Source organism: Streptomyces pactum, from assembly GCF_002005225.1.
Taxonomy (GTDB): domain Bacteria; phylum Actinomycetota; class Actinomycetes; order Streptomycetales; family Streptomycetaceae; genus Streptomyces; species Streptomyces pactum_A.
This window is the reverse complement of the sequence record NZ_CP019724.1, coordinates 1,214,216-1,241,089: the sequence shown is the minus strand read 5'-3', so window position 1 is coordinate 1,241,089 and position 26,874 is coordinate 1,214,216. Positions and strand designations below refer to the sequence as shown.

Annotated in this window: 27 protein-coding genes and 1 tRNA gene; 12 read left to right on the top strand and 16 right to left on the bottom strand. The window is 73.0% G+C overall.

The window, feature by feature from the left end; all coding sequences use genetic code 11:
* Positions 1 to 30: 30 nt before the first annotated feature.
* The 7 genes from B1H29_RS05260 to B1H29_RS05230 all read right to left on the bottom strand — a co-directional run bounded on the left by B1H29_RS05260 (position 31) and on the right by B1H29_RS05230 (position 6,010).
* On the bottom strand, positions 31 to 1,176 hold the full coding sequence (locus B1H29_RS05260; protein ID WP_055419097.1) for an amidohydrolase family protein: 1,146 nt from the start codon (positions 1,174 to 1,176) through the stop codon (positions 31 to 33).
* Between the two features lies 1 nt (position 1,177).
* Positions 1,178 to 2,578 carry a glutamine synthetase family protein gene (locus tag B1H29_RS05255; RefSeq protein ID WP_055419096.1) on the bottom strand — a complete coding sequence of 467 codons (1,401 nt, stop codon included), beginning with the start codon at positions 2,576 to 2,578 and terminating at the stop codon, positions 1,178 to 1,180.
* Positions 2,579 to 2,743: 165 nt separating this feature from the next.
* Positions 2,744 to 3,616 (bottom strand): hypothetical protein, encoded by an 873-nt coding sequence (locus B1H29_RS05250; RefSeq protein ID WP_055419095.1) that lies wholly within the window; start codon positions 3,614 to 3,616, stop codon positions 2,744 to 2,746.
* 110 nt (positions 3,617 to 3,726) lie between these two features.
* Positions 3,727 to 4,377, bottom strand: a complete 651-nt coding sequence (locus B1H29_RS05245) for a hypothetical protein (protein WP_055419094.1) — start codon at positions 4,375 to 4,377, stop codon at positions 3,727 to 3,729.
* A gap of 2 nt (positions 4,378 to 4,379) precedes the next feature.
* A complete protein-coding gene (locus B1H29_RS05240; protein WP_055419093.1) occupies positions 4,380 to 4,712 on the bottom strand; it encodes a DUF3140 domain-containing protein in 333 nt (110 codons plus the stop codon).
* The gene (locus B1H29_RS39995; RefSeq protein WP_324611013.1) at positions 4,658 to 4,840 is read right to left on the bottom strand and encodes a hypothetical protein; all 183 of its coding nucleotides are present in this window, start codon (positions 4,838 to 4,840) and stop codon (positions 4,658 to 4,660) included. The genes B1H29_RS05240 and B1H29_RS39995 overlap by 55 nt, the downstream gene beginning before the upstream one ends.
* 360 nt (positions 4,841 to 5,200) lie before the next feature.
* Entirely contained in the window at positions 5,201 to 6,010 is an 810-nt protein-coding gene (locus B1H29_RS05230; RefSeq protein WP_055419092.1) for an alpha/beta hydrolase, read from the bottom strand.
* Between the two features lie 140 nt (positions 6,011 to 6,150).
* Here B1H29_RS05230 and B1H29_RS05225 point away from each other — a divergent pair, with 140 nt between their 5' ends.
* The 4 genes from B1H29_RS05225 (at position 6,151) to B1H29_RS05210 (ending at position 10,611) form a co-directional block, all read left to right on the top strand.
* Positions 6,151 to 7,338, top strand: coding sequence for a thiolase family protein (locus B1H29_RS05225; RefSeq protein ID WP_055419091.1), 1,188 nt, complete (start codon positions 6,151 to 6,153; stop codon positions 7,336 to 7,338).
* 70 nt (positions 7,339 to 7,408) lie between these two features.
* Positions 7,409 to 8,920, top strand: a complete 1,512-nt coding sequence (locus B1H29_RS05220) for a long-chain-fatty-acid--CoA ligase (protein WP_055419090.1) — start codon at positions 7,409 to 7,411, stop codon at positions 8,918 to 8,920.
* Positions 8,921 to 8,993: 73 nt separating this feature from the next.
* Positions 8,994 to 9,779 (top strand): sulfite exporter TauE/SafE family protein, encoded by a 786-nt coding sequence (locus B1H29_RS05215; RefSeq protein ID WP_055419089.1) that lies wholly within the window; start codon positions 8,994 to 8,996, stop codon positions 9,777 to 9,779.
* Between the two features lie 19 nt (positions 9,780 to 9,798).
* Complete coding sequence (locus B1H29_RS05210; protein WP_055419088.1) at positions 9,799 to 10,611, top strand: cobalt-precorrin-6A reductase; 813 nt, start codon at positions 9,799 to 9,801, stop codon at positions 10,609 to 10,611.
* Here the strand turns inward: B1H29_RS05210 and B1H29_RS05205 are convergent.
* From B1H29_RS05205 to B1H29_RS05195, 3 genes are all read right to left on the bottom strand, one after another.
* The gene (locus B1H29_RS05205) at positions 10,598 to 12,670 is read right to left on the bottom strand and encodes an MDR family MFS transporter (protein ID WP_055419087.1); all 2,073 of its coding nucleotides are present in this window, start codon (positions 12,668 to 12,670) and stop codon (positions 10,598 to 10,600) included. The two genes, B1H29_RS05210 and B1H29_RS05205, sit on opposite strands and share 14 nt — an antisense overlap.
* A gap of 169 nt (positions 12,671 to 12,839) precedes the next feature.
* The gene (gene cobF, locus B1H29_RS05200) at positions 12,840 to 13,613 is read right to left on the bottom strand and encodes a precorrin-6A synthase (deacetylating) (protein WP_055419086.1); all 774 of its coding nucleotides are present in this window, start codon (positions 13,611 to 13,613) and stop codon (positions 12,840 to 12,842) included.
* A gap of 116 nt (positions 13,614 to 13,729) precedes the next feature.
* Positions 13,730 to 14,269, bottom strand: a complete 540-nt coding sequence (locus B1H29_RS05195; RefSeq protein ID WP_055419085.1) for a DUF309 domain-containing protein — start codon at positions 14,267 to 14,269, stop codon at positions 13,730 to 13,732.
* Between the two features lie 100 nt (positions 14,270 to 14,369).
* Here B1H29_RS05195 and B1H29_RS05190 point away from each other — a divergent pair.
* The 3 genes from B1H29_RS05190 (at position 14,370) to B1H29_RS39165 (ending at position 15,327) form a co-directional block, all read left to right on the top strand.
* Positions 14,370 to 14,443, top strand: a tRNA-Pro gene (locus tag B1H29_RS05190).
* A 249-nt stretch (positions 14,444 to 14,692) separates the two neighbouring features.
* Entirely contained in the window at positions 14,693 to 15,055 is a 363-nt protein-coding gene (locus B1H29_RS39170; protein ID WP_234393056.1) for a class I SAM-dependent methyltransferase, read from the top strand.
* A 125-nt stretch (positions 15,056 to 15,180) separates the two neighbouring features.
* Complete coding sequence (locus B1H29_RS39165; protein WP_234393055.1) at positions 15,181 to 15,327, top strand: hypothetical protein; 147 nt, start codon at positions 15,181 to 15,183, stop codon at positions 15,325 to 15,327.
* Here B1H29_RS39165 and B1H29_RS05180 read toward each other — a convergent pair.
* Genes B1H29_RS05180 through iolC form a run of 5 tightly spaced genes read right to left on the bottom strand, consistent with a single transcriptional unit; the run spans position 15,324 to position 20,799 of the window.
* Positions 15,324 to 16,109, bottom strand: coding sequence for a GntR family transcriptional regulator (locus B1H29_RS05180; RefSeq protein ID WP_055419084.1), 786 nt, complete (start codon positions 16,107 to 16,109; stop codon positions 15,324 to 15,326). The genes B1H29_RS39165 and B1H29_RS05180 overlap by 4 nt on opposite strands.
* Before the next feature lie 32 nt (positions 16,110 to 16,141).
* The gene (iolD, locus tag B1H29_RS05175; protein WP_055419083.1) at positions 16,142 to 18,013 is read right to left on the bottom strand and encodes a 3D-(3,5/4)-trihydroxycyclohexane-1,2-dione acylhydrolase (decyclizing); all 1,872 of its coding nucleotides are present in this window, start codon (positions 18,011 to 18,013) and stop codon (positions 16,142 to 16,144) included.
* A complete protein-coding gene (gene iolB, locus B1H29_RS05170; protein ID WP_055419921.1) occupies positions 18,010 to 18,903 on the bottom strand; it encodes a 5-deoxy-glucuronate isomerase in 894 nt (297 codons plus the stop codon). Before iolB ends, iolD begins: the two co-directional genes overlap by 4 nt.
* A gap of 32 nt (positions 18,904 to 18,935) precedes the next feature.
* Positions 18,936 to 19,823 (bottom strand): Cgl0159 family (beta/alpha)8-fold protein, encoded by an 888-nt coding sequence (locus tag B1H29_RS05165; protein ID WP_055419082.1) that lies wholly within the window; start codon positions 19,821 to 19,823, stop codon positions 18,936 to 18,938.
* Positions 19,824 to 19,836: 13 nt separating this feature from the next.
* A complete protein-coding gene (iolC, locus tag B1H29_RS05160) occupies positions 19,837 to 20,799 on the bottom strand; it encodes a 5-dehydro-2-deoxygluconokinase (protein WP_055419081.1) in 963 nt (320 codons plus the stop codon).
* 234 nt (positions 20,800 to 21,033) lie between these two features.
* Here iolC and B1H29_RS05155 point away from each other — a divergent pair, with 234 nt between their 5' ends.
* The 5 genes from B1H29_RS05155 to B1H29_RS05135 all read left to right on the top strand — a co-directional run bounded on the left by B1H29_RS05155 (position 21,034) and on the right by B1H29_RS05135 (position 25,667).
* Positions 21,034 to 22,056 (top strand): sugar ABC transporter substrate-binding protein, encoded by a 1,023-nt coding sequence (locus B1H29_RS05155; RefSeq protein ID WP_055419080.1) that lies wholly within the window; start codon positions 21,034 to 21,036, stop codon positions 22,054 to 22,056.
* Positions 22,056 to 23,132 carry an ABC transporter permease gene (locus tag B1H29_RS05150; protein WP_055419079.1) on the top strand — a complete coding sequence of 359 codons (1,077 nt, stop codon included), beginning with the start codon at positions 22,056 to 22,058 and terminating at the stop codon, positions 23,130 to 23,132. The genes B1H29_RS05155 and B1H29_RS05150 overlap by 1 nt, the downstream gene beginning before the upstream one ends.
* A gap of 6 nt (positions 23,133 to 23,138) precedes the next feature.
* Complete coding sequence (locus B1H29_RS05145; protein ID WP_055419078.1) at positions 23,139 to 24,146, top strand: ATP-binding cassette domain-containing protein; 1,008 nt, start codon at positions 23,139 to 23,141, stop codon at positions 24,144 to 24,146.
* Position 24,147: 1 nt separating this feature from the next.
* A complete protein-coding gene (locus B1H29_RS05140) occupies positions 24,148 to 25,050 on the top strand; it encodes a sugar phosphate isomerase/epimerase family protein (RefSeq protein ID WP_055419077.1) in 903 nt (300 codons plus the stop codon).
* A gap of 203 nt (positions 25,051 to 25,253) precedes the next feature.
* A complete protein-coding gene (locus B1H29_RS05135; RefSeq protein ID WP_055419076.1) occupies positions 25,254 to 25,667 on the top strand; it encodes a VOC family protein in 414 nt (137 codons plus the stop codon).
* Between the two features lie 65 nt (positions 25,668 to 25,732).
* On the opposite strand, the gene B1H29_RS05130 is transcribed toward B1H29_RS05135, so the two are convergent.
* Positions 25,733 to 26,737 carry a Gfo/Idh/MocA family protein gene (locus tag B1H29_RS05130; RefSeq protein WP_055419075.1) on the bottom strand — a complete coding sequence of 335 codons (1,005 nt, stop codon included), beginning with the start codon at positions 26,735 to 26,737 and terminating at the stop codon, positions 25,733 to 25,735.
* Between the last annotated feature and the right edge of the window lie 137 nt (positions 26,738 to 26,874).

Here is a 26,874-nt window from a genome sequence, read left to right as displayed (position 1 = left end):
GCTCCGGGATTGTGACCGGTCCCACGCCGCTCAGCCGTCGTCCACCAGGCCGCCCGGCAGCCGGTAGACGCGGCGCGCGTTGTCGCGCCCCAGCCAGCGCGCGATGCGCAGCGCGTCCGGCAGGGCGAGTTCGTCGGCCTCCACCCGCTCCCACAGCAACCCGGCCAGTCCCTGCCGGAAGGCCAGCGCCCCGAGGTGGTGGAACTCGGCCACCCCGTAGGCGTCGGAGCTGTACAGCAGCTTGCGGAACGGGGTGATCTCCAGCGCCTCCGCGAGGATGGCGCCCGCCCGGGCGGGGCCGACGTGGTGCAGGGTCAGGCCCACGTCCAGGTACACCCGCTCGAAGACCGCCGACAGATAGGCGGCCTGGCGCTGGTACGGCCAGCAGTGCAGCAGCAGCACCGGGATCGTGCTGGCGGTCAGATGCAGCCAGTCGGTCAGGAGGGTGGGGTCGACGCGGTGCATGCGGATGTCGCCGTCCCCGAACCCGGTGTGCAGTTGCAGGGGCCGTCCGAGGTCCACCGCGGTCCACAGCAGATGCCGCACGAGCACCGGGTCGTCGAGCCGGCCTCCCCGGGCGAGCCAGCGCCGGGCGGCCTCGGTGACCTCGGCGGACGAGGGACGGACCGGATCCAGGCCGAAGCCGGTGCGGTACGCCGCCACCGACTTGACGCCCACCACGCCCGGCCGCCGTACCGCCTCCCACGCGGCGGCACGGAACGCCGCCGCGTACGCGTCCGGCTCCACGCCCCCGGCCGCCACCGCCTCCGCGACACCCTCCAGCCGGACCACCTCGTACGCCACCCCGCCCGCCGCCTCGGCCAGCTCGGCGGGCGCGGTCACGCGGTGCGGGGCGTACCCCGTGTCCACGCAGAACACGCCCGTGCCCGCGGCGCGCAGGAACCGCCTGTTCACCTCGGCGGTGCCCAACTCGGCCCGCCGGCCCAGGTACACGTCGGGCGGGACGTGGCGCGGCAGGTCCAGGAGGGGAGCGCAGTGGCGGCGTACGGCGACGCCGACGGGGCTGTCGAAGGGGGAGACGCCGGGCCACGCCTCGCCCTCGGTGAGGAGGGACTCGAAGCCCGCCCGGTCCAGGCCGGTGGTGACGGCGCCGTGGCAGTGGTGGTCCACCAGCTCCAGTGCGGCGAGCCTCTCGTGGACGGGTCCGGCGGCCACGTCAGTACTTCCAGCGGTAGGCCGCCGCCACCCGGTCGTCGTCCAGCCCGTCGACCGCCTCGACCTCCCCCCGCCGTACGGCGGTCACCGCGTCGGCGAGGACCGGCCCCAGCGCGGTCCGGAGCACGTCGTCGGCGCGGAACGCCTCGGCCGACTCGGCGAGCGAGCCGGGCAGCCGTCGCACTCCCCGGGCCGCCGCCTCGTCCGCGCCGAAGCGGGCCGGGTCGCCGGTGATCTCCTCGGGCAGGGGCGCGGACGAGGCGAGCCCGTCCAGTCCGGCGGCGATCACCGAAGCGAGGGCGAGGTAGGGGTTGGCGGCGAGGTCGACCGGCTTCACCTCCAGGTTGGCCGCCCGGCCACGCTCCCCGGTGGTGCCGGTGACGACGCGCAGGGCGGCCTCGCGGGTCTCCCGGCCCCAGGCGGTGAAGATTCCCGCCCACTGCGAGGGGCGCAGCCGCAGACGGCTGGCCGGGCTCGGCGCGGTCATCGCCGTGAGTGCCGGGAGGTGGTCCAGCACCCCGGCCACGAAGGACTCGGCCTCCGTGGTCATCCCGTACCGGGCCGTACCACCGGCGTGCAGATTCCTCCCGTCGCGCCAGGCGGAGAGGTGGATGTGCCCGCCGTTGCCGACTCCCTGCCCGAGGACCGCCGGGGCGAAGGAGACCCGCAGCCCGTGCCGCCCGGCCACGGCCCGGATGGTCTGCCGCACCAGCACACTGCGGTCGGCCGCCGCCACCGGGTCGAGCGCCCCCACCGAGATCTCGAACTGCCCCGCCGCGTACTCGGGATGGAGCTGGTCCACGTCCACGCCCTGCGCCGCGAGCGCCGCCAGCAGGTCGGCGGCGCAGTCGCTCAGCTCCACCTGCCGGATGGCACCGTAAGCCGGTCCCGACACCGCCGGCACGAAGTCGTCACCGGCCGCGTCGCCCCGGCCCACGGCCCACTCGATCTCGATCGCGGCCTTGAAGACGATGCCGTACCGCTCGGCGGCCCGCGCCACGGTCCGGCGCAGGACGGTCCGCCCGCACGCCGGATGCGGCTCGCCCTCCTGCGTGATCCGGTCGACCGGCGCCCACGCCCAGCCGGGCTGCGCCGCGAGTACGGCCAGTCGGTCGAGGTCGGGGTAGAGGCGCAGATCTCCGTCGGGGGAACCGAGCACGTCCGTGGCGACGATCGAGTCGTTCGCGAGGAAGGTGTCGAACACCGGTGACATGCCGACGCCCCAGGCCGCGGCCGCGGCGAGCTTCGCGGTGGGGACGGTCTTCACCCGGCCGATCCCCGCCGTGTCGACGTACGCCAGCACGACGCCGTGCACGCCCTGCCCGGACAGTTCACCGCCGAGCGCGGCGGCCCGCTCGACCTCGCCCGGACGCCCGCCGGGAACGGGATCGCTGTCGCTCACGTCTGGGCTCCTTCGCGCGTGCGATGTCCGTCGCGCACCATTGTGCCGTCCGGTGATCACGCTGTCCGGGTTTCGCCCGAGGTGCGCACACGGCGGCGCCCGCGCCGCGTCGGGGAGGCTGCGCGGGGCGTGGTGCCGGGGGACTGCCGCTGCCCGGCGGGGCCGTCAGTACGGGTTGGTGGGCTGTGGCGAAGGCGTTCCGCCGTCCAGGACGGTCTTCAGGCGCTCGGTGCCCTGCCGCACCGCCTGTTCCACGGACGAGGCCTCGCCGCCGTCCAGGCCGCCGCCCGTGACGGTGAGGGCGGAGGTGCCGACGCGTACGGCGACGAGGTCCAGGGTGAGTGTGGCCGGGTTGTCCGCGGCGGTGCCCCGGACGGTCACGTGCAGGCCTTCACGCGCGTCGCCGACCTCGGGCACCGATGCCTCGGTGACCTGGACCGTGCGCTTCTCGCCCGCGTCGTCGGTCGCGGTGAACCGATCGCACTTCCGCGGCAGGGAGTCCAGCCACTTCAGGCGGTCGTCCAGCCCGGCGCGGTCGTAGCCGGCGACCTGCTCCAGCAGCCGGGAGTCGCCCTGTTCGAAGCCGGTGAGCGCCGACGGCCCCGACGGCTCGCCCAGCAGGTCGTCGCGGTACAGGGAGTCCAGCAGTTTCTGGCAGTCGGCGGCGTCGGTCCTCGCGGTGAGGAAGTCGGAGACGTCGACCTCGCCGACGAGCAGCCGGTCGCGCCACTTGTCCGCGTCCTGGACCTGGTTCCAGTCGCCCTCCAGGTCGGCCTCGGTGAGCAGGGCTGCCTTCGCACCGGACTCGGTGAGGGTGGAGGGGAGCGTTCTGGGAGACCCGGTGGGCTGGCCCGCGGGGACCTCGCCCGCCTCGCGCCGCTCTGCCGCGGGGGACGCCGACCGGGCCTGTGCGGCGGCGGTGTCCGAGGCCGCCGCCGGCTCGCCGCCGTCCGCAGAGCAGGCGGCCGTGGTCACCAACGCCCCCGCCGCCAGTGCGCGGGTCATGAGACGGACGGGGCGGGACGGACGACGGCTCATCGCGGATGCCTCCTGGGATGTGACACGGTGCCCTCAGCGCATCACCGCACCCGCGGACGCACCAGCGCACGGGGGTTGTCCGGGTGACCGGCCGTTGGTACCGCGAAGGCTCACCCGGAGCGGTCGAGCGTGTCCCGCGCGACCTCCCCGTCCACCGACGCGCGCACCAGGGCCGCCGCGAGGACGGCCGGTTCCGTCGCCCCGGCGAGGTCGAGGAGCCGGTCCGGGTCGCTGGGCAGGCCGAGTCGCTCCGCGCCCTGGAGCGCCTTGCGGTCCAGGTAGGGGGCCGTCTGCGGCCAGACGCGCTGGACCTCCCGCAGGAAGATGTCCGCGCCGGTCGGACCCACTCCGGGGAACTCCTGGAGCAGCCGCCGTACTTCGGCCACCTCGCCGTCCGCCTGCTCTCGAAGCCGGCGCAGGTCCCCGCCCCATCGCTCGGTCAGCAGCTCGGCGGCGTCGCCGAGCTGGGAGGCGGTGCGCTCGTCGTAGCGCCGGTAACCGCCCCGGCCGAGCGCGTCCACCCGCTCCTGCCAGTCGGCGCCGGCCATGCGGCGCGGATCGCGCAGCCCGGCCTCGTGCAGTGCACGGGCGGTGGCCACGGCGACCGAGCCGCGGATGCGGGCACTGAGCAGGTGGGCGAGGACCAGCAGCCGGTACAGCGGCTGCGGGGTGTCCTTCAGCCGGATGCCCGCCTCCTCGGCGTACGTCTGCCCGTGCGCGCCGACGAGTTCGCGTACCACCCGCCGTTGGTCACGGCTCACGGCTACGGTTTCAGTGGGTCGTGGCCGACCGTCATCAGCCGGTGCCTGAGCCGGGTGTCGGCGGACTGGGGCTCGTTCTCCAGGTCGGCCTGCGATGTCACGGTGTCCACGACCTTGCGCATCGCCTCCAGGTCGTCCTCCGTCAGGTCCGTGCGCCGCTTCTGCAGGATCGCGAGGACGTGCTGTCCCAGTGGTGGGCCGGCGTCGTCCGGCATCGGCTCGGTCAGCTCGCCGGAGTCGCGTACCCGGAGCCAGTCCGAGAGTTCCGCGGAGGTCATGTTCACCACGCGGTGGAAGTCCTCCCACAGCGCGTCGAGTTCGAGGGCGTCGGCCATGAGGTGCCCCTCATTTCGTCGTGCGTATGTGCGTACTGCGCGGTCGTACGGAGCAGGCGGACGCACTCGTCCTCGCCGGGACCTCCCCACACGCCCGACGTCCGGCCGGGGTCCAGGGCGAACGCCATGCACTGCGCGCTCACCGGGCACCGGGCGCGTACGCCCTCGGCGGCCCGGTGTCCCGCAGTGTCGGGCCGGCGGTGCCCACGGGGAGGACGGTTCGGGGTCCTCGTCCACAGGCGGCGCGGTGCAACCACTCCGTGGGGGCGCGGGTGCCCATGGGGCTCGGGGGCAAACGCCCCGCCGGGGGTACCGGGACCAGAGGCCCGCGGGCGCAGCGGAGTACAAGCTCCTACCCGCCGGGCTCGGGGCTCGCGCTCCTACCCGCCGGGCTTGGGGCTCGTGCCCCTACCCGCCGGGCTCGGGGCTCGCGCCCCCGGCTGGGGCACCGGGTGCGAACGCCCCCGCCGGGGCACCGCCCCCGCCGGTCAGCGGGGGAGTACGCGGTCCAAGAAGCGCGTGACGTCGGCGAACACCTCCGCCCGGTTCGTCTCGTTGAAGACCTCGTGCCGGGCGCCCGGGTAGATCCGCTCGGTCAGGTCGCCGCCGCTCAACCGCTCGACGCCGACCCGGCTGCCGGGCAGCGGAACGAGCCGGTCGTCGTCGCCGTGCACCCACAGCAGCGGGAGCCGGCCGACGTCGCCGCCCTTGGCCACGGTCTCCAGGGTCCGTACGAAGGCCTCCAGTGTCGGCCGCTTCATCGGGCCGTGCCACACCAGCGGGTCCGCCGCGTACGCCGCGCCGACCGCCGGGTCCCGGGAGAGCGAGGCCGGGCTGATCGGGGTGTCGGGGATCTCGTCGAGGGCGAGCAGCCGGCGCGGCAGCTCCCAGTCGCCGACGACCGGGCCGGAGAGCACCAGCGCGGTCAGCCCGCCGGGGTGGCGCTGGGCGTAGCGGGAGGCGATCAGGCCGCCCATGGAGTGCCCGATCATGACGACCGGCAGGCCGGGGTGGGCGGCCCGGGCCCGCTCGGCCACGGTGTGCACGTCGGTGACCACGTCCTCGAAGTCCTCGATCAGCACCCGTTCGCCGTCCGACCGCCCGTGTCCCGCGTGGTCGACGCCGTACACGGCCGCGCCGTGCTCCGTCAGAACGCTCGCCACCTCGTCGTAGCGGCCGATGTGCTCGCCGTATCCGTGCACCAGCAGCGCCACGTAGGTGGGCCGCCCGGCCGGCCACGCGCGGGCGGTGAGCCGACCGCGCGTTCCGGTCAGGACGTGCTCGCGGGCCTCGGTCATGTCTCCTCCAGCGCGTCGGTGACGGTCACCGGGGGATCTTCCCAGGGAGCCGTCCGACGGTCTATAGTCCAAAACTAGCAGTGCTAATTAAGTGTTCGTTCGCCGCCGTCGGCGACCGAGTGACGGTCAGGAGTCCCCTCGTGCGTCCCGTCCACTTCGCGGCCGCCCGCCGCACCCCGATCGGCAAGCTCCGCGGCGCCCTGTCCACCGTGCGGCCCGACGACCTCGCCGCCGCCGTGATCCGGGGCCTGGTCGCCGACGTGCCCGCGCTCGACCCCGCCCGCGTCGACGACGTGTACTGGGGCGCCGCCAACCAGGCCGGTGAGGACAACCGCAACGTCGCCCGCATGGCCGCCCTGCTGGCGGGCCTGCCCGACTCCGTGCCCGGCGCCACGGTGAACCGCCTGTGCGCCTCCGGCCTGGAGGCCGTCACCACCGCCGCCCGCACCATCGCCGCGGGCGAGGCCGACGTCGTGCTCGCGGGCGGCTCGGAGTCGATGAGCCGCGCCCCCTTCGTGCTGCCCCGCCCCGACGAAGCCCTGCCGCACCGCATCGAGACCGCCGACACCCGCCTCGGCTGGCGCCTGGTCAACCCGGCGATGAAGGAACTGCACGGACTGCTGGCCATGGGGGAGACCGCCGAGGAGGTCGCCGAGCGGTACGGCATCCCGCGCGAGCGCCAGGACGAGTTCGCGCTGCGCAGCCACCGACTGGCCACCGAGGCCCGCAAGAACGGCCACTTCGACGACGAGCTGCTTCCCGTAGAGCGCCCCGACGGCGTGGTCGTCGACACCGACGAGTGCGTCCGCGAGGACACCTCCGTCGAGAAGCTCGCCCGCCTCAAGCCGGTCTTCCGCACGGGCGGCACCGTCACGGCGGGCAACGCGTCCCCGATGAACGACGGCGCCGCCGGTCTCCTCCTGGTCAGCGAGGAGGCCCTGAACGACCTGGGCCTGGAGTCCCTCGGCCGCTATGTCGCGGGCGGCTCGGCCGGCGTCCACCCGGACGTCATGGGCATCGGCCCGGTCCCCGCCACCCGCAAAGTCCTCGCCCGGGCCGGCTGGAACGTCGACGACCTCGCGGAGGCCGAGTTCAACGAGGCGTTCGCCGCCCAGGCACTCGCCTGCGTGGACCAGCTCGGCATCGACCCCGACCTGGTCAACCCCAGTGGCGGCGCCATCGCGCTGGGCCACCCGCTCGGCTGCTCCGGCGCCCGCATCCTCACCACCCTGCTCCACCGCATGCGCCGCACGGGCGCGGCCCGCGGGCTCGCCACGATGTGCGTCGGCGTCGGGCAGGGCAGCGCGCTGCTCGTCGAGCGGCACTGAGGGTCTCCGCCCCCGCCGAGCGCCACCCACCCCCTCCGCAGAGCCGCAGCAAGGAACGGAGCAACACCCCATGGCAACCCTCTCCGTCGCCGCCGTCCTCGCCGAGAACGCCCGGCGCCGCCCCGACAAGGAGGCGCTGGTCGAGGGCGACCTGCGGCTGACCTTCGCCGAGGTGTGGCAGCGGGCCCGGGCCCAGGCCGGCGCCCTCACCGGCCTGGGCGTCCGGCCGGGGGACCGGGTCGCGCTGATGGCGCCGAACACCGCCGACTTCCCGCAGGCGTACTACGCGATCGCCGCGACCGGTGGCGTCGTGGTCCCGGTCCACCTGCTGCTGTCACCGGCGGAGGTCGAGCACGTCCTGCGCGACAGCGGCGCCACCCTGCTGCTGTGTCACCCGGCGCAGGCGGAGACCGCGGCGGCCGCCGCGCGGGAGGCGGGCATCCGGGTGATCACCCTCGGTGACGAGCTCGGCAAGCTCGCGGCCGACGCCGAGCCACTGCCCTCGTACGTCACCCGCGACGCCGACGACCCCGCCGTCGTCTTCTACACCAGCGGCACCACCGGTGTCCCCAAGGGCGCCGTGCTCAGCCACTTCAACCTGGTGATGAACGCGACCGTCAACGCCTTCGACGCCAACGACGTCAGGCCCGACGACGTCGCGCTCGGCGCGCTGCCGCTGTTCCACGCCTTCGGCCAGACCGTCTCCATGAACTCCACCTGGCGGGCGGGCGCCACCCTCGTCCTGCTGCCGCGCTTCGACGCGGCGCGCGCGATCGAGCTGATGGTGCGGGAGAAGGTCAACACCTTCCACGGGGTGCCGACCATGTTCGTCGCCCTCGCCGCGGCGGCGGCCGGGGCCGATGCCCTGCCCGGCCTGCGGGTGTGCGTCTCCGGCGGCGCGTCGCTGCCCGTCGCCGTGCTGGAGCGGTTCGAGGCCGCCTTCGGCGCGAGGGTCTACGAGGGATACGGGCTGTCGGAGACCTCCCCCGCGGCGGCCGTGAACCAGCCGGTGTTCGGCGCCAGGCCAGGCACCATCGGCCATCCCCTGTGGGGCGTGGACGTGGAGATCGCCCGCGCGGAGGTCGAAGGCACCGTCGAACTGCTGCCGCCCGGTGCGCTGGGCGAGGTCGTCGTACGCGGCCACAACGTCTTCTCCGGCTACCTGGGCCGCCCCGAGGCCACCGCCGAGGCGCTCGTCGACGGCTGGTTCCGCACCGGGGACCTCGGCACCAAGGACGAGGAGGGCTTCCTCCGGATCGTCGACCGGAAGAAGGACGTCATCATCCGCGGCGGTTACAACGTCTATCCGCGGGAGGTCGAGGAGGTGCTGATGCGCCACCCCGGCATCGCACAGGTCGCCGTCATCGGCCTCCCGGACGAACTGCACGGCGAGGAGGTGTGCGCCGTCGTCGTCCCCGCGCCGGACGCGGCGCCGGACGCCGCCGAGGTCACCGAGTGGTCCAGGCAGTACCTCGGCAAGTACAAGTACCCGCGCCGCGTGGAGTTCGCGGACGCGCTGCCGCTGGGACCCAGCATGAAGGTGCTGAAGCGGGAACTGCGGGTGCGGTACACGGCGGGCTAGGGCACCACAGGGGCCACCTGCCGAGACGGTGCTTACGGGCATCGGTTGGGTGCGCATAGCATCAGTGCCCGCAATGGACACCATGACGCTCTGGCACCTCACCGGCTGGGAATTCGCCGCCCTCGCCTTCGCCGCCTTCCTCGTCGGCTTCTCCAAGACCGCCGTGAGCGGGGCCAACACGGTCAGCCTGGCCATCTTCGCGGCGGTACTGCCCGCCCGCGCCTCCACCGGCATCCTCCTGCCGGTCCTGATCGCGGGTGACATCCTGGCCGTGCTCACCTACCGGCGCCACGCCCACTGGCCCACGCTGTGGCGGCTGTTCCCGGCGGTGGGGGCCGGCGTGGTCGTCGGCACCGTGTTCCTTCTCTGGGCGAACGACGCGGTCGTACGGACCTCGATCGGCGCGATCCTGCTGCTGATGGCCGGGGTGACGATCTGGCGCAGGCGGCGGACCGACGCGGACGGACGGCCGGCCGGGGAGGGGGACGGGATCACCTCTCGGGCCGGTCGCCTGAAGGCCCGCTCGTACGGCGTGCTCGGCGGCTTCACCACGATGGTGGCCAACGCGGGCGGCCCGGTGATGTCGATGTACCTGCTGTCCGCGGGCTTCCGGAAGCTCGGTTTCCTGGGCACGTCGGCGTTCTTCTTCCTCATCGTCAACGTCTCCAAACTGCCCTTCAGCGCCGGCCTCGGCCTGATCGACGAGAGCTCGCTGCTCCTTGACGCCGCGCTCGTGGGGTTCGTGGTGCCGGGCGCGTTCATCGGCAAGTGGGCGGTGAACCGGATCAACCAACGCCTGTTCGAGCGGCTCGTGATCGCGGCGACGGTGATCGGGGGCCTCGAGCTCCTCCTGCCCTGACGGTGCGTAGTCTCGACGCATGTCCCGGCCGACTTCGTCCCGCCCGACGCCGCCCCGCCCGGCGCCGCACGTGCTGATCCTCGGCGGCACCACCGAGGCCCGCCGACTGGCCGCCGACCTGGCGGCGCGCACCGGCGTCCGCGTCACCACCTCCCTCGCGGGGCGGGTGACCCGGCCGGGCGCCCTCGCCGGCGAGGTACGGACCGGTGGCTTCGGCGGACCGGAAGGGCTGGCCGCCTGGCTGCGCGAGCAGCACGCGGACGCCCTCGTCGACGCCACCCACCCCTTCGCCGAGACCATCACGGCGAACGCGGTCCGTGCCGCGGCGGCCACCGGAACCCCCGCGGTGATCCTGCGCCGTCCCGGCTGGCAGGCCGGCCCCGGCGACCACTGGCATCCCGCCGCCTCCCTCGCCGAGGCGGCCGGCCTGCTGCCGGCCCTCGGCCGCCGCGTGTTCCTCACCACCGGCCGCCTGGGCCTGGCCGCCTTCGCCCACCTGTCCGGCCTCCACTTCGTCACCCGCTCGGTGGAGCCCCCCGAGCCGCCCCTCCCACCGGACACCCGCGTCCTCTTGGCCCGCGGCCCGTTCACGGTGGCCGACGAGACGGCGCTCCTGCGCGACCACCGCATCGACGTACTGGTGACCAAGGACAGCGGGGGAGCGGCCACCGCGGGCAAACTCGCGGCGGCCCGGGAGCTGGCCCTCCCGGTGGTGGTCGTCCGCAGGCCTCCGCTGCCGCCGGGCGCGGACGTGGTGTCCGACGTGCCGGCGGTACTGGAGCGGCTGGAGCGACTGGAGCGACTGGAGCGACTGGGCCTCAGCGGGCCGTGACCGGCTGCCGCACGCGGTCCGGCAGGCCGCTGCTCAGGTCCTCGACCAGCAGACGCTTGGCGATCGAGTCGACCGCGGCGCGCAGCTCCGTGTCCGAGGGCCGGCCGATGTCCTGTTCCACCCGGTCCTCCAGCCAGGCCGACCACGCCCGGCCGATGACCAGGGCCTCGCGGGCGCCCGCCTCGGTGTGCGAGAGCAGGGAGCCGTGGCGGGTCAGGAACCCCTCCTCGACCATGCGGTCGAAGACCGGCAGCAGCACCTCCGGCGGGACCCGGCGGCGCGCCGCGATGAGGCCGAGGCCGGCGTGTCCGACCAGCCGCGTGAACAGGTCGACCTGCATGACGGCCCAGGCGCCGGCGACATCGAGCCGGGTGTCGCTGTCCGCGATGATCCGGCGCGCGGTGTCCAGCTCGGTACTGCCGATGATCTTCCCGACGGAGGCCTCCAGCGCCCGTCTGTTGTCGGCGTCGTGCGGTGAGGCGAAGCCCTCGCCCATGTCGGTGGAGCCCAGCCGGGCGCTGTCGCGCAACGGCACCTGCTTGAGGAACAGGGCGACGAGCAGGCCGAGCGCCGCGACCGGCACCGTCCACAGGAACACGGTCTGGATGGTGTCGGCGTACGCGCCCACGATCGGCGCCGACGCCTCGGACGGCAGCCGGTGCACACCGTCCGGACTGGTCGCCGCCCTGCCGATCACGGCCGGGTCGGCGGCGCCGGTGCCCGCGGCCGCGGCGACGCCGTCCCGCAGGTTGGGGCCGAGGGCGTTGGCGTAGATCGTGCCGAAGACGGCGGTGCCGAAGGAGCTGCCCAGCGTGCGGAAGAAGGTGACGCCGGAGGTCGCGGTGCCGAGGTCGGCGTAGTCGACGGTGTTCTGCACGGCGATGGTCAGCACCTGCATGGACAGGCCGATGCCCGTGCCGAGCACGAACATGTACAGCGACTCCGGCCAGGCGCCCGTCGACGGTTCCATGAGCGACATCAGATACAGGCCGACACCCATCACGAGGGTGCCGGCGATCGGGAACAGCCGGTACCGCCCGGTCCTGCTGACCACGTTGCCGCTGAAGACCGAGGCGATCAGCAGCCCGGCGACCATCGGCAGCGTCCGGACGCCCGAGACGGTGGCCGAGTCGCCGTCGACGTACTGCAGATAGGTCGGCAGATACGTCAGCGCGCCGAGCATCGCGAAGCCGACGATGAAGCTGAGGATCGAGCAGACCGTGAACACCGGGTTGGAGAACAGCCGCATCGGCAGCATCGGCTCGGCCGCCCGGGTCTCCACCCGGCAGAACAGCCCGAGCGCGATCAGCCCGCCCGCGAACAGGCCGACGATCACGGCCGAGCCCCACGCGTACTCGTTTCCGCCCCAGCTCGTCGCCAGGATCAGCGCGCTCGCGCCGACCGCGACCAGCGCGATGCCCAGGTAGTCGATGACGGGCCGGGCGGCCGACTTCACCACCGGGATGGTGCGGGCGGCGGCGATGACGACGACGATCGCGATGGGCACGTTGACGTAGAACGCCCAGCGCCAGGACAGGTGGTCGGTGAACAGCCCGCCCAGCAGCGGGCCGATGACCGTCGCCACGCCGAACACCGCGCCGATCGCGCCCTGGTACTTGCCGCGCTCCCGCAGCGGGATGACGTCCGCGATCAGCGCCATCGACGTGACCATCAGACCGCCCGCGCCGATGCCCTGCATCGCCCGCCAGATGATCAGCAGCGGCATGCTGGTGGCCAGACCGCACAGGAACGAGCCCGTGATGAACACGATCGCCGAGACCTGGAAGACGACCTTGCGGCCGAACATGTCGCCGAACTTGCCGACCAGGACCGTCGCCACGGTCTCCGCGAGCAGGTACGAGGTCACCACCCACGACATGTGCTCGCCGCCGCCCAGGTCCGACACGATCGTCGGCAGCGCGGTGCCGACGATCGTCTGGTCCAGGGCCGCGAGCAGCATGCCCAGCATGATCGTGACGAAGACGACGTTGCGGCGGCGCTTGTCCAGCACGGGCGGCTGGGCGGCGGCGGTCCGTGGCGGTTCCTCGGCGACTGTCACACGGTCACGATCACACCCGTGCACGGGCCACGCATGCGGGGACGGTCCGCCAGGGTGCGGCTGTCAGCGCGGCCGTCAGTGCGGCCTTCGGCCTGCCCGGGTGCGGCTGTCAGCGTGGCCTTCGGCCTGCCCGGGTGCGGCCATCGGTCCGGTCGGCGGCGAGGTCCGGCTAGCCGTCGCCGGGATCGCGCCGCAGCAGATACGTGTCCATGATCCAGCCCTTGCGCTCCCGCGCCTCCGCGCGCAGGCGCTCGATGCGGGGGGCGGCCTCGGCGATCGGGCCGGAGGCGAGGATCTCGTCCGGAGTGCCCAGGTAGGCGCCCCAGTAGATGTCGATGTCCTGGTCCGCGTACCGCCGGAAGGCCTGGTGGGCGTCGAGCATCACCACGACGTCGTCCACCCCTTCCGGGAAGCCCTCCGCCAGTCGTCGTCCGGTGGTGATCTGCACCGGCCGGGCCACCCGGTTCAGCCCGGTACGGTGCCGGGCGACGAGGGAGGAGACGCTGCTGACACCGGGCACGACGTCGTACTCGAAATCGACCGCGCCGCGCTCCAGGATCTCCTCCAGGATGCCCAGCGTGCTGTCGTACAGCGCGGGGTCGCCCCACACCAGGAAGGCGCCGCTCTCGTCCTCGGCCAGCTCCTCGGCGATCATCCGCTCGTAGACACCGGCTCGGGCACTGCGCCAGTCCCCCACGGCGGGGGAGTACGCCGAGCCGCCCGCGCTCCGGTCCCGCTCGGGGTCGCGCGCCTCGACGATCCGGTACGTCCCCTCCGGTACGTGCGTCTCCAGCATGTCCCGGCGCAGCCGCACCAGGTCCGCCTTCACCTCGCCCTTGTCCAGGAGGAAGAACACGTCAGTGCTCCGCAGCGCCTCGACCGCCTGCAGGGTCAGTTGCCGGGGGTCGCCCGCGCCGATACCGATCACATGAATCATCCGCACGCCACGAGTCTGCCGTACGCCACCGACAACGCCCCGGCCGGGCTGCCCCCGGTGCCGCGGTGCGGCCGTCTCCGGTGCCGCGGCGTGGCCGTCTCCGGTGCCGCGGCGTGGCCGGATCAGCCCCGCAGCCGGGGCGCCCGCGCGCCCGCGTCCACCGACTCGCCGTCCTCCACGTCCCGCGCCAGTTGCCGGGCCCACCCGGCGACCCGCCCCAGGTCCATGCCGTACGGCCGCCCCCGCCCGGAGTCCGAGGCCGCCCACTCCGTCACCGCCCCGGCCCCCCGCCGCAGCAGTCTGGCGCCGCCCGTCACGTTGCCGCGGGCCGCGTGCGTGAGCCCCACGGCGAGCTGGGCCATCCCCCGCCATAGCTGCCGTTCCTCCTCGGGGCCGGACTTCCAGGCGTCCTCGAACACCTCGTGCGCGTGGAACGGCCGCCCCGCGTCCAGCAGCCGCTGCGCCTCGGCGACCGTCTCCCCGGGTGCCCGTACGACACCCTCCGGCTGGCGGGGGACGCCGTCCGCGCCGTACGGCAGCGGGCGGCCGAGCCCGTCCCGGGGCCGGGCGTTGCGCGCCCGCCCCTCGTCGTCGCGGTCCCGCGCGTCCACCGGCCGGTTCGCGGCCGTGCTGTCCATGGGGTTGTCGGCAGGGCTGTCCATGGGACCGATTGTCCCCCTCCCGCACCCGCTTAGGCGTGGCCCGGGGTGTGGGGTAAAGTACTGTTCGCGTGATCGCGCGGTTCGCCGCGTGTGAGCACACCGGGACGTGGCGCAGCTTGGTAGCGCACTTGACTGGGGGTCAAGGGGTCGCAGGTTCAAATCCTGTCGTCCCGACGGTGTGAAGGGCCTTCACGGGCGCGATTCCCGTGAAGGCCCTTTGCCGTGGCCCTTCTGTGCCGTCCTGTGTCCTCATGCGAGGCTCTGTGCCGTCGGGCGGGTCCGTGGGCGGTCCGTCACCCGCCTGCCCGCGATCACCGTCGGCCGTCTCGGCCGGCGCTGCGGCCCGCGGCCCGGCCGGCCACGTCCCACTCACCCCAAAAAGCGCTGGCCCGGTCCCGTCCCAACTGGCTAGCGTCGCCGAGCGTGGGCACCGGGAACCCGAAGGACATCGTGCGGCGCGGATACGACGCCGTGGCGGCGCGCTACGACGAGGCGTACGGCAGCGGCACCAAGTACGGGCCCTGGCTCGACGACCTGCGCCGGCGGCTCCCGGCCGGCGGCCCGGTCCTGGACCTCGGCTGCGGAGGCGGAGTGCCCGTCGCCCGGACGCTGACGGACGCCGGGCACCCGGTCACCGGCGTGGACATCAGCGAGGTGCAGATCCGCCGGGCGCGCGAGCGGGTGCCCGGCGCCGTGTTCCACCGCGCCGACCTCTCGGACGTCGGCTTCGAACCCGGCTCCTTCGACGCGGTGGTCTGCTTTACGCCCTCATCCACCTCCCGCTGACCGAACAGCCCCCGCTGCTGCGCCGGATCGCCGGCCGGCTGCGTCCCGGAGGCCGGTTCGTCGCCACCGCCGGGCACGGCGCCTGGACCGGCGTCGCGGAGGACTGGCTCGGTGGCGGCGCCCCCATGTGGTGGAGCCACACGGACGCCGCCGGATACCGGGAGTGGATCACCGAGGCCGGGCTGACCGTGGAACACGAGGAGTACGTGCCGGAGGGCGACGTGGGGCACACCCTGTTCCGGGCCCGCCGGCCGCTGCGGGACGGCACCTAACTCCTGACCAGCAGTTGGAAGTCGAACGCGTACCGGGACGCGCGGTATATGTGCGTCCCGAACTCGACCGGCCGCCCGGTGTCGTCGTACGCCGTGCGCTGCATGGTCAGCAGTGCGGCGCCTTCCTCCTCGTCCAGGCGGTCCGCCTCCTCCCGGGTGGCCGAGCGGGCGCCCACGGTCTGGCGGGCGCTGTGCAGGGTGATGCCGCAGGCGCGCATCATCCGGTACAGGCCGGTCGACTCAAGCCGGGCGCGGTCCAGATCGAGCAGGGCCGTCGGCAGGTAGTTGCACAGCAGCGCCACCGGCTGGCCGTGGGTGAGGCGCAGCCGTTCCAGGACGGTGACCTCGCCGCCCTCCGGGACGCCGAGGGCGGCCGCCACGCAGGTGGAGGCCGGCACGCCCTCGTTGCGCACCACCCGCGTCGAGGGGCCCTGTCCGGCCGCCTCCAGGTCGTCGTAGAGGCTGCTCAGCTCCAGGGGGCGCTTGACCTGGCTGTGCACGACCTGCGTGCCGACCCCGCGCCGCCGGACCAGGAGTCCCTTGTCGACCAGGGACTGGATGGCCTGGCGGACGGTGGGGCGGGACAGGCCGAGGCGGACGGAGAGGTCGACCTCGTTGCCCAGCAGGTTGCCCGGGGCGAGGGCACCGTTCTCTATAGCCGCCTCCAACTGCTGGGCGAGCTGGTAGTACAGCGGCACGGGACTGCCCCGGTCCAGGGCGAAGTCCAGGGTGCTGAGCGCGGGGGCGGTCACGGCACGTGCGGGGTCGCCGGACTTCGCCATGGACGTACCTCCCTTACGTAGATGACGGCGTGTCAGAGGTGGCGGCGGCGGTCGGCGACGGCGCGTTCGTACTCCGCGCGGGCGCCGGTGGCGGCCTCGCGGGCGGACACCTCGGCCACCGGCACGTCCCACCAGGCCGCCGCCGGGGGAGTGGCCGCCGGGGCGGTCTCCACGTGGACACAGGTGGGGCGGGTCGCCGCGCGGGCCGTCACCAGCGCCTCGCGCAACTCGCGCACCGTCTTGGCGCGCAGTACGTCCATACCGAGGCTGGCCGCGTTGGCGGCGAGGTCGACGGGGAGCGGGGCGCCGGTGAAGGTGCCGTCGGCGGCGCGGTGGCGGTAGTCGGTGCCGAAGCGCTCGGCGCCCACCGACTCGGACAGGCCGCCGATGGACGCGTAGCCGTGGTTCTGGACCAGGATCAGCTTGACCGGCAGGTTCTCCTGGACGGCGGTGACGATCTCGGTCGGGTTCATCAGATAGGTGCCGTCACCGACCAGCGCCCACACGCTCCTGCCGGGCGCGGCCTGCTGGACGCCCAGCGCGGCCGGGATCTCGTAGCCCATGCAGGAGTAGCCGTACTCCAGGTGGTACTGGCGGGGGGAGCGGGCCCGCCAGAGTTTGTGCAGGTCGCCGGGGAGCGAGCCGGCCGCGTTGATCACCACGTCCTGGTCGCCGACGACCGCGTCGAGCGCGCCCAGCACCTGTGTCTGGGTCGGCACCGCACTGTCGTCGTCGGCGCGGTAGGCGGCCTCGACCGTCTCGTCCCAACGGGCCTTGCCGGCGCGGTACTCGGCCTCGTACGACGCGTCCACCCGGTGGCCGGACAGCGCCCCGGTCAGCGCCGTGAGCCCCGTCCGAGCGTCGCAGACCAGCGTGCGGGCGGCGAGCTTGTGGGCGTCGAAGGCGGTGATGTTCAGGTTCAGGAAGCGGACGCCCGGGTGCTGGAAGAGGGTGCCGGACGCCGTGGTGAAGTCCGTGTACCGGGTGCCGACGCCGATCACCAGGTCGGCGGTGCGGGCGAGGTCGTCGCTGACGGCGGTGCCGGTGTGGCCGATGCCGCCGAGGTCGGCCGGGTGGTCGTGACGCAGCGCGCCCTTGCCGGCCTGGGTGGCGGCGACCGGGATGCCGGTGGCGTCCACCAGGGCCTTGAGGGCGTCTTCCGCCTCGCTGTGGTGGACGCCGCCGCCCGCGACGATCAGCGGACGCCCGGCCGCGCGGATCGCCCGCGCCGCCTCGGTCAGCTCCACCGGGTCGGGTGCCGGGCGCCGCACCCGCCAGACGCGGTCGGCGAAGAACTCCTCCGGCCAGTCGTACGCCTCGGCCTGCACGTCCTGCGGGAGCGCGAGGGTGACCGCCCCGGTCTCGGCCGGGTCCGTGAGCACGCGCATCGCCTGGAGCGCGGAGGCGACGAGGGCCTCGGGGCGGGTGACGCGGTCGAAGTACCGGGAGACGGGGCGCAGGGTGTCGTTGACGGACACGTCCGCCTCGACCGGGTGCTCCAACTGCTGGAGCAGCGGGTCGGCGGCGTGCGAGGCGAAGTAGTCGCCGGGCAGGAGGAGCACCGGCAGACGGTTGATCGTGGCGAGGGCGGCGCCGGTGACCAGGTTGGTGGCGCCGGGGCCGATGGACGTCGTGACGGCCTGCGCGGACAGGCGGTTGAGCTGGCGGGCGTGGCCGACGGCGGCGTGGACCATGGCCTGTTCGTTGCGTCCCTGGTGGTACGGCATGAGGTCGGCGTACTCGACGAGGGCCTGACCGAGGCCGGCCACGTTGCCGTGGCCGAAGATGCCCCAGGTGCCCGCGATGAGGCGGTGCCGTACGCCGTCGCGTTCGGTGTACTGGGCGGCCAGGAAGCGCACCAGGGCCTGGGCGGTGGTAAGTCGGCGGGTGGCGGCGGCGCTCATGCGGACCTCTCCGGTGCGGTGTAGAGGGGCAGCCGGGAGTCGACCGGCTGCTCGGGCCAGGTGTCGCGGATCCAGGCGTGGTCGGGGTGGTCGCAGATCAGCCAGGCGCGTTCGGCCTCCGGGCCGGCCATGACGTTGAGGTAGTACATGTCGTGGCCGGGGACGGCCATCGACGGCCCGTGCCAGCCGTCGGGGATGAGGACCACGTCGCCGTCGCGCACCTCGGCCAGCACGTCCGTGCCCCGCCCCTGCCCGGACGGGGAGACCCGCTGGTAGCCGAGGCCGGGGGTGCCGTCGTGGTCCGCGAACTCGAAGTAGTAGATCTCCTCCAGCACCGACTCCTGGCCGGGGCGGTGCTCGTCGTGCTTGTGCGGTGGGAAGGAGGACCAGTTGCCGCCCGGGGTGATGACCTCGACCGCGATGAGCTTGTCGCACTCGAAGACCCCGGCGGCCCCGAAGTTGTTGACCTGGCGGGAGCAGTTCCCCGTGCCGCGCAGCTCCACCGGCACCGACGACGCCGGGCCGTAACGGGCGGGCAGACGGCGGGTGCAGCGGGCGCCGGTGAGGGCGAAACGGCCGCCGCCGTGGGAGGTCACGGTCGTCCGGGCGTCGCGCGGCACATACGCGAAGTCGCTGACGCCGCTGAACACGTCCGTGCGGCCCGCGAGTTCGAAGGTCTCCCGACCGAAGTCGTCGGCCGTGGCGACGGTGCAGCCGCCGCTGAGCGGGAGGACGATCCACTCGCTGTCGCCGCTGTCGAAGGTGTGGCTGCCGCCGGGCGGCAGCCGGAGCACGCGCAGGGCGGAGTGGCCCCAGCCGGCGCTCTCGGGCGTCACGTCCACGGCATGGGCGCCGTTTGCCGCCTTGCCCGCCGGAAGGTGGTACGTCATCCCCTCGTCCTCTCTCGTCGTCTCCTGGTCGGTCACAGCAGTCCGACGGCCGTGTCCACCGCCTGCTCCACGCTGCCCTCGGCCGGGTAGAGCAGCGAGCGGCCGACGACCAGGCCCTGCACGGTGGGCAGCCGCAGCGCCTTGCGCCAGCGTTCGTAGGCGGCGGCCTGGTCCGCGGGGGAGCCCCCTATGTCACCGCCGAGCAGGACGGCGGGCAGTGTGGAGGTCTCCAGTACCTCGCCCATGTCGTCCGGGTCGTGGGTGACGGGCAGTTTCAGCCAGGTGTAGGCGGAGGTGCCGCCCAGGCCCGAGGCGATGGCCACGGACCGGGTGACGGCCTCGGCGGACAGGTCGTTGCGGACCCGGCCCTCGGCGCGGCGGGAGATGAACGGCTCGACGAAGACGGGCAGTCCGTGCGCGGCCATGGCGTCGACCGCGCGGGCGGTGGACTCCATCGTCGTCAGCGAACCGGGGTCGTCGTAGTCGATGCGCAGCAGCAGCTTGCCCGCGTCGAAGCGCAGGCGGGCGATGTCCTCGGCGCGGTGGCCGGTGAACCGGTCGTCCATCTCGAAGGCGGCGCCCGCGAGGCCGCCGCGGTTCATCGAGCCCATGACGACCTTGTTCTCCAGCACCCCGAGCAGCAGCAGGTCCTCCAGCACGTCGGCGGTGGCGAGTACCCCGTCGACGCCGGGCCGCGACAGTGCGGTGCACAGGCGTTCCAGCAGGTCGGCCCGGTTGGCCATGGCGAGCCGACGGTCGCCGACGCCGAGCGCGCCGCGCGCCGGATGGTCGGCGGCCACGATCATCAGGCGGCCGGAGTCGCCGATCAGCGGTCGGCGTACCCGGCGGGCCGCCGCCTCGGCGATCGCCTCCGGGTGCCGGGCTCTGACCGCGGTGAGGTCGGGGATGCTGAGGGACAAGACGAAGCTCCGTTCAGGGAGTGGCTCGCGCGAGGAGGTCGTCGACCTCCGCCACGGTGGGCATCGCGGAGGAACAGGCGAGACGGGAGGCGACGAGGGCGCCGGCCGCGTTGGCGTACCGCATGGTCCGCTCGAGGTCCCAGCCGGAGAGCAGCCCGTGGCAGAGCGAGCCGCCGAACGCGTCGCCCGCGCCGAGCCCGTTGACCACCTCGACCGGCACCGGCGGAACCTCGGCACTCCGGCCGTCGCGGTGCACGGCGAGGACGCCCCTCGGGCCCTGCTTGACGACGGCCAGTTCCACGCCGGCCGCCAGCAGCGCGTCGGCGCAGGCGCGCGGCTCGCGCAGGCCCGTGGCGATCTCGCACTCGTCGAGGTTGCCGACCGCGACGGTCGCGTGCCGCAGCGCCTGCGCGTAGTACGGGCGGGCCTGGCCGGGGTCGGTCCAGAACATGGGGCGCCAGTCGAGGTCGAAGACCGTGGTGCCGGCCTTGGCACGGTGGGCCAGGGCGGCCAGGGTCGCGGTACGGCTCGGTTCCTCGCTCAGCCCGGTGCCGGTGATCCAGAAGACGGCGGCCGCGCGGATCGCGTCGAGGTCCAGCTCCTCCGGATGGATCTCCAGGTCGGGGGCCTTGGGGCGGCGGTAGAAGTAGAGCGGGAAGTCGTCCGGCGGGAAGATCTCGCAGAAGGTGACGGGCGTCGGATACGCGGCGACCGGGGTGACCCAGCGGTCGTCGACACCGAACTCCTTCAGCGCCCCGTGCAGGTAGCCGCCGAACGGGTCGTCGCCCGTGCGGGTGACGACGGCCGTGGCGCGGCCGAGACGCGCGGCGGCGACCGCCACGTTGGCGGCCGAACCGCCGAGAAACTTGCCGAAGGTCTCAACCTCCGCCAGGGGTACACCCGTCTGCAAAGGATAGAGATCGACCCCGATGCGGCCCATCGTGATCAGATCGAAATGCGGGACTGACTCGGCCATGTGCGACGCTCCTCGGGCTGGGCGGGGGCCTGCCGCCTCCCAGGTGTATGACTCCCGGCCGACCATGTCAATACTTTGTACTTACATTCGGACCTGCTTGTGAAATGATGTCTTAACAAAGTATTGACAGCGGACGTCCCAAGGACTTGTATCCGGTCCCAGCGCAACAGCCGTTCTTCTCTGGTCTGGCACACGGCTCCCCGTCGCACAGTCCCACAGTGAGGTGCAGGAAAGATGGACCGCTCTTCGCACGCCCGCTCCCGCGGATTCGCCCCCGCGTTGGCCCTCGCCGCCGCCGCGGCCCTGACCCTCGCCGGCTGCTCCAGCAGCTCCGGGGGCAAGAAGGCCGACGAGGAAGGGGGCTCGGGTGCCTCCGCGGGCAAGGCGAACACCCCCCGCATGACGGTCGCCCTGGTCACGCACCAGGCCGCCGGTGACACCTTCTGGGACATCGTCCGCAAGGGCGCCGAGGCCGCCGCCGCCAAGGACAACATCAAGCTCGTCTACTCCGCCAACCCGAACGCGGGCGACCAGGCGAACCTGGTGCAGAACGCGATCGACCAGAAGGTCGACGGCATCGCCGTCACCCTCGCCAAGCCGGACGCCCTCCGGAGCGTCCTCGGCAAGGCGGAGAAGGCCGGCATACCCGTGGTCGGGCTCAACTCCGGTCTGGCGGACTGGAAGAAGCTCGGCCTGATGGAGTTCTTCGGCCAGGACGAGACCGTGGCCGGCGAGGCGCTCGGCAAGCGGCTGAACGAGGACGGCGCCAAGAAGGCCGTCTGCGTCATCCACGAGCAGGGCAACGTCGGCCTCACCCAGCGCTGCGACGGCGTGAAGAAGACCTTCGAGGGCTCGATCGAGAACCTCTACGTCAACGGCACCGACATGCCCTCGGTGAAGTCGACCGTCACCGCCAAGCTCAAGCAGGACGACTCCATCGACCACCTCGTCACGCTCGGCGCCCCGTTCGCCATGACCGCCGTGCAGTCGGTCGAGGAGACCGGCAGCAAGGCGAAGGTCGCCACCTTCGACCTCAACAAGGAGCTGACCGGCGCCATCGAGAAGGGCGACATCGAGTTCGCCGTCGACCAGCAGCCCTACCTCCAGGGCTACCTGGCCGTCGACGGCCTGTGGCTCTACAAGAACAACGGCAACTACAGCGGCGGCGGTGAGCAGCCGGTGCTGACCGGCCCGGCCTTCGTCGACAAGTCCAACGTGAAGGCCGTCGCCGAGTTCGCCGCGAAGGGCACCCGGTGATGAGCGTGACCCAACAGGCTGAGCCGGCGGTGAGCACACCGCCGGCCCCCGGCCCGGGGCAGGCCGACGGACGGACCCGGCAGCGCTCCCTGGCGCTGCGGCTGCTCGCCCGGCCCGAGGTCGGGGTCTTCCTCGGCGCCGTCGCCGTGTTCGTCTTCTTCCTGATCGCCGCCCCCGCGGTCCGCGAGGGCGGCTCCATGGCGACGGTCCTGTACCAGTCGTCCACCATCGGCATCATGGCGCTGCCGGTCGCCCTGCTGATGATCGGCGGCGAGTTCGACCTGTCGGCAGGTGTCGCCGTGGTCACCTCGGCGCTCACCGCGAGCATGCTGAGCTACCAGCTCACCATGAACGTCTGGGCGGGCGTGATCGTCGCCCTCGTGGTCTCCCTCGCGGTCGGCGCGTTCAACGGCTGGGTACTGGTGAAGACCGGCCTGCCGAGCTTCCTGGTGACGCTCGGGACCTTCCTGATCCTCCAGGGCGTCAATCTCGCGGTCACCAAGCTCGTCACCGGCAACGTCGCCACCGACGACATCAGCGACATGGACGGCTTCGAGCAGGCCAAGGCGCTCTTCGCCTCGTCCTTCGACGTCGGCGGCGTCCAGGTGAAGATCACGGTCGTGTGGTGGCTGGTCTTCGCCGCCCTGGCCACCTGGGTGCTGCTGCGCACCAAGTACGGCAACTGGATCTTCGCGGTCGGCGGCAACAAGGACAGCGCCCGCGCGGTCGGCGTCCCCGTCACCTTCACCAAGATCTCGCTGTTCATGCTGGTCGGCTTCGGCGCCTGGTTCGTCGGCATGCACCAGCTCTTCTCCTTCAACACCGTGCAGTCCGGCGAGGGCGTCGGCCAGGAGCTCATCTACATCGCCGCGGCCGTGATCGGCGGCTGCCTGCTCACCGGCGGCTACGGCTCCGCCATCGGCCCGGTCTTCGGCGCCTTCATGTTCGGCATGGTGAACCAGGGCATCGTCTTCGCCGGCTGGAACCCGGACTGGTTCAAGGCCTTCCTCGGCGTGATGCTCCTCGGCGCCGTCCTCATCAATCTGTGGGTCCGCCGCGCGGCGACCCGGAGGTGATCGGAAATGACCAGCAAGACCGCCGGCACCCACGGGGCCGTCCTCGCGGACACCGCCCCCGAGGCCGACCGGCCGATCGTCCAACTGCGCGGCGCCGGCAAGGCCTACGGCAACATCCGCGCCCTGCACGGCGTCGACCTCGCCGTCCACCCCGGCCGGGTCACCTGCGTACTCGGTGACAACGGCGCCGGCAAGTCCACCCTCATCAAGATCATCTCAGGGCTGCACCAGCACACCGAGGGCGAGTTCCTCGTCGACGGCGAGACCGTGCGCTTCAACACCCCCCGCGACGCCCTGGCCCGGGGCATCGCCACCGTCTACCAGGATCTCGCCACCGTGCCCCTGATGCCGGTGTGGCGCAACTTCTTCCTCGGCTCCGAGATGACCAAGGGCCCCTGGCCCGTGCGCCGCCTCGACATCGCCCGCATGAAGAAGACGGCCGACGAGGAACTGCGCAACATGGGCATCGTCCTGGACGACCTGGAGCAGCCCATCGGCACGCTCTCCGGCGGCCAGCGCCAGTGCGTCGCCATCGCCCGCGCCGTCTACTTCGGCGCCCGTGTCCTCATCCTCGACGAGCCCACCGCCGCCCTCGGCGTCAAGCAGTCCGGCGTGGTCCTCAAGTACGTCGCCGCCGCCCGCGAACGCGGCCTCGGCGTCATCTTCATCACCCACAACCCGCACCACGCCTACATGGTCGGCGACCACTTCAGCGTGCTGCGCCTGGGCACCCTCGAACTCAGCGCCGCGCGCGCCGACATCACCCTCGGGGAACTCACCAACCACATGGCGGGCGGCGCCGAACTCGCCGCCCTCAAGCACGAGCTGGCGCAGGTCGGCGGGGTGGACGTGGAGGCACTGCCGGAAGACGAGCCGGGGGCTCCCGCGCCCGGCCCCGCGAAGGCCGGCGCCGTCGGCCCCGCGGCGGCCCGCACCGCCGTCTCCGCAAGCGCCGCCTGTGACCCCGCCGAGCCCGGCGCCGACGCACCCGGCACCGCCGAAGGGAAGGCCTGACATGCCCGCTGCCCTCGACCGCATCCGCGTCGGCTCGGCCCCCGACTCCTGGGGCGTCTGGTTCCCCGACGACCCCCGGCAGGTGCCCTGGGAACGCTTCCTCGACGAGGTCACCGGGGCCGGCTACGAGTGGATCGAACTGGGCCCCTACGGCTACCTCCCCACCGACCCGGCCCGGCTCACCGACGAGGTGACCCGGCGCGGCCTCAAGGTCTCCGCGGGCACCATCTTCTGCGGCCTGCACCGCGGCCCCTCCGAATGGGACGCCACCTGGGAGCAGGTCAGCCGCGTCGCCGCCCTCACCCAGGCGATGGACGCGAAGCACCTCGTCGTCATCCCGTCCTTCTGGCGCGACGACAAGACCGCCGAGATCCTGGAGCCGCCGGAGCTGACCGGTGAGCAGTGGGCGCACCTGACCAAGGGCATGGAACGCCTCGGGCACGAGGTGCGGGAGGCCTACGGGCTGGACATCGTCGTCCACCCGCACGCCGACACCCACATCGACACCGAGGAGCACGTCGAGCGCTTCCTCGACGCCACCGACTCCGACCTCGTCGGCCTCTGCCTGGACACCGGGCACTACGCCTACTGCGGCGGCGACAGCGTCAAGCTGATCGAGACCTACGGCGAGCGCATCGGCTACCTGCACCTCAAGCAGGTCGACCCGGAGATCCTCGCCGAGGTGCGGGCGGGCGGGGTGCCGTTCGGGCCGGCCGTGCAGCGCGGGGTGATGTGCGAACCGCCCGCCGGCGTGCCCGAGCTGGGTCCGGTGCTCACGGCGGCCCAGAAGCTGGGCGTGGACCTGTTCGCCATCGTCGAGCAGGACATGTACCCCTGCGAGCCCGACAAGCCCCTGCCCATCGCCGTCAGGACGCGCAGGTTCCTGCGCTCCTGCGGCGCATGAGGCGTCATCTGCGGCGTCCGAGAGGCGTGGGACTCTGAGACGCGTCAGGCGCGTCAGGCGCGTCAGACGCCTTAGACGCCTCAGACCCGAGGCCGACCGCGCCGGCGGGACGGGGTCCCGCCGGCGCGCCACTCGGCGGGCCGTTGTCAGTGGTGCGCGCTAGCGTGCACAGCACTGGCAATTCGTCCGTTCCGGAGGCAGTCATGACCTCACGTCTCAACCCCTACCTCAGCTTCGACGGCGACGCCCGACAGGCGATGGAGTTCTACGAGCAGGTGTTCGGCGGCACCCTGGCGCTGAACACCTTCGGTGCGGTCGGCGAGTCCGACGCCCCCCAGGCCGACAAGATCATGCACGGCATGCTGGAGACGCCGAGCGGGTTCACCCTGATGGGCGCCGACACCCCGCCCGGCATGGAGCACAGCCCGGGAAACAACTTCTCGGTGAGCCTCAGCGGCGATGACGAGGCAGAGCTGCGCGGCTACTGGGAGAAGCTGTCCGCCGGCGGCTCCGTCGCCGTGCCGCTGGAGAAGCAGATGTGGGGCGACGTCTTCGGCATGTGCACGGACCGGTTCGGCGTCCCCTGGATGGTGAACATCAGCGAGCCGGCGAGCTGACCGCGCGGCCCGCCGATCCGTCCGCCGGGCTCAGCCCCGCCGTGCCTCCGCCACCGTCACCGGGCTCAGCCCCGCCGTACCTCCGCCACCGTCACCGGGCGGTGCTCGTGCAGGGACAGGGTGCACGCCTCGGCGATCCAGCCCGCCTCCAGCGCGTCCTCGATCGTGCAGGGGGACGGCCGGGCACCGGCGACGACCTCGGTGAACGCGGTGAGCTCGGCGCGGTAGGCGGCGGTGAAGCGGTCCATGAAGAAGTCGTGCGGGGTGCCGCCCGGGAAGGTCACGCCGGGCTCGACCGAGCGCAGCGGCAGTTGGTCCTCCAGACCGACGGCGATGGAGTCCGCGAAACCGTGGATCTCCATGCGGACGTCGTAACCACGCGCGTTGTGGCGGCTGTTGGAGACCACGGCGATGGTGCCGTCGTCCAGGGTGAGGATCGCCCCGGTGGTGTCGGCGTCGCCCGCGTCCTTGATGAAGCCGGCCCCGCGGTTGCCGCCGACGGCGTACACCTCGGTCACCTCGCGTCCCGTCACCCAGCGGATGATGTCGAAGTCGTGCACCGAGCAGTCACGGAAGATGCCCCCGGACGCGGCGATGTACGCGGCGGGCGGCGGCGCGGGGTCCAGCGTGGTCGACCGCACGGTGTGCAGCGCGCCGAGCTCGCCCCCCTGCACCGCCGCCCGTGCCGCGACGAATCCGGCGTCGAAGCGGCGGTTGTAGCCGATCTGGACCGGCACGTCATGACCCGCGACCGCCTTGAGCACCTCGACACCCTCCGCCATGGTGCGGGCGACGGGCTTCTCGCAGAAGACGGGGACGCCTGCCTCGACGGCGGCCAGGATCAGCCCCGGGTGGGCGTCGGTCGCCGCCGCGACCACCACCCCGTCCACCCCGGCGGCCAGCATCGCCCCGGGCGAGTCCGCGACCTCGGCGCCGAACCGCTCGGCGGCCGTCTTCGCGGCGTCCGCGAACGGGTCGGCGACGACCATTGAGTCGACGGCGTCGAGACCGGAGAGGGTCTCGGCGTGGAACGCTCCGATGCGGCCGAGGCCCAGGATTCCGATACGCATGTTCTTCGCTGCTCCTTGTGCGTGGTTGCCGTGGTCGGTGCTCGGTCGAGGCCACCGAGAACGTGCTGGTCCCAGTCGATCACCGAGCCCGTGACCCCGCCTGCCACATCCCTCGGCTCTCTCGCCGTTTCCGGCCG

Bases quoted from the DNA above. Each gene is read 5' to 3' on its own strand.
- B1H29_RS05250 (WP_055419095.1), bottom strand. From the start codon at position 3,616: ATGAGCCGTCGTCCGTCCCGCCCCGTCCGTCTCATGACCCGCGCACTG.
- B1H29_RS05240 (WP_055419093.1), bottom strand. From the start codon at position 4,712: ATGGCCGACGCCCTCGAACTCGACGCGCTGTGGGAGGACTTCCACCGC.
- B1H29_RS39995 (WP_324611013.1), bottom strand. From the start codon at position 4,840: ATGGCGTTCGCCCTGGACCCCGGCCGGACGTCGGGCGTGTGGGGAGGT.
- B1H29_RS05230 (WP_055419092.1), bottom strand. From the start codon at position 6,010: ATGACCGAGGCCCGCGAGCACGTCCTGACCGGAACGCGCGGTCGGCTC.
- B1H29_RS05220 (WP_055419090.1), top strand. From the start codon at position 7,409: ATGGCAACCCTCTCCGTCGCCGCCGTCCTCGCCGAGAACGCCCGGCGC.
- B1H29_RS05215 (WP_055419089.1), top strand. From the start codon at position 8,994: ATGGACACCATGACGCTCTGGCACCTCACCGGCTGGGAATTCGCCGCC.
- B1H29_RS05210 (WP_055419088.1), top strand. From the start codon at position 9,799: ATGTCCCGGCCGACTTCGTCCCGCCCGACGCCGCCCCGCCCGGCGCCG.
- B1H29_RS05195 (WP_055419085.1), bottom strand. From the start codon at position 14,269: ATGGACAGCCCTGCCGACAACCCCATGGACAGCACGGCCGCGAACCGG.
- B1H29_RS39165 (WP_234393055.1), top strand. From the start codon at position 15,181: ATGTGGTGGAGCCACACGGACGCCGCCGGATACCGGGAGTGGATCACC.
- B1H29_RS05180 (WP_055419084.1), bottom strand. From the start codon at position 16,109: ATGGCGAAGTCCGGCGACCCCGCACGTGCCGTGACCGCCCCCGCGCTC.
- iolD (WP_055419083.1), bottom strand. From the start codon at position 18,013: ATGAGCGCCGCCGCCACCCGCCGACTTACCACCGCCCAGGCCCTGGTG.
- iolB (WP_055419921.1), bottom strand. From the start codon at position 18,903: ATGACGTACCACCTTCCGGCGGGCAAGGCGGCAAACGGCGCCCATGCC.
- iolC (WP_055419081.1), bottom strand. From the start codon at position 20,799: ATGGCCGAGTCAGTCCCGCATTTCGATCTGATCACGATGGGCCGCATC.
- B1H29_RS05155 (WP_055419080.1), top strand. From the start codon at position 21,034: ATGGACCGCTCTTCGCACGCCCGCTCCCGCGGATTCGCCCCCGCGTTG.
- B1H29_RS05150 (WP_055419079.1), top strand. From the start codon at position 22,056: ATGAGCGTGACCCAACAGGCTGAGCCGGCGGTGAGCACACCGCCGGCC.
- B1H29_RS05145 (WP_055419078.1), top strand. From the start codon at position 23,139: ATGACCAGCAAGACCGCCGGCACCCACGGGGCCGTCCTCGCGGACACC.
- B1H29_RS05140 (WP_055419077.1), top strand. From the start codon at position 24,148: ATGCCCGCTGCCCTCGACCGCATCCGCGTCGGCTCGGCCCCCGACTCC.
- B1H29_RS05135 (WP_055419076.1), top strand. From the start codon at position 25,254: ATGACCTCACGTCTCAACCCCTACCTCAGCTTCGACGGCGACGCCCGA.
- B1H29_RS05130 (WP_055419075.1), bottom strand. From the start codon at position 26,737: ATGCGTATCGGAATCCTGGGCCTCGGCCGCATCGGAGCGTTCCACGCC.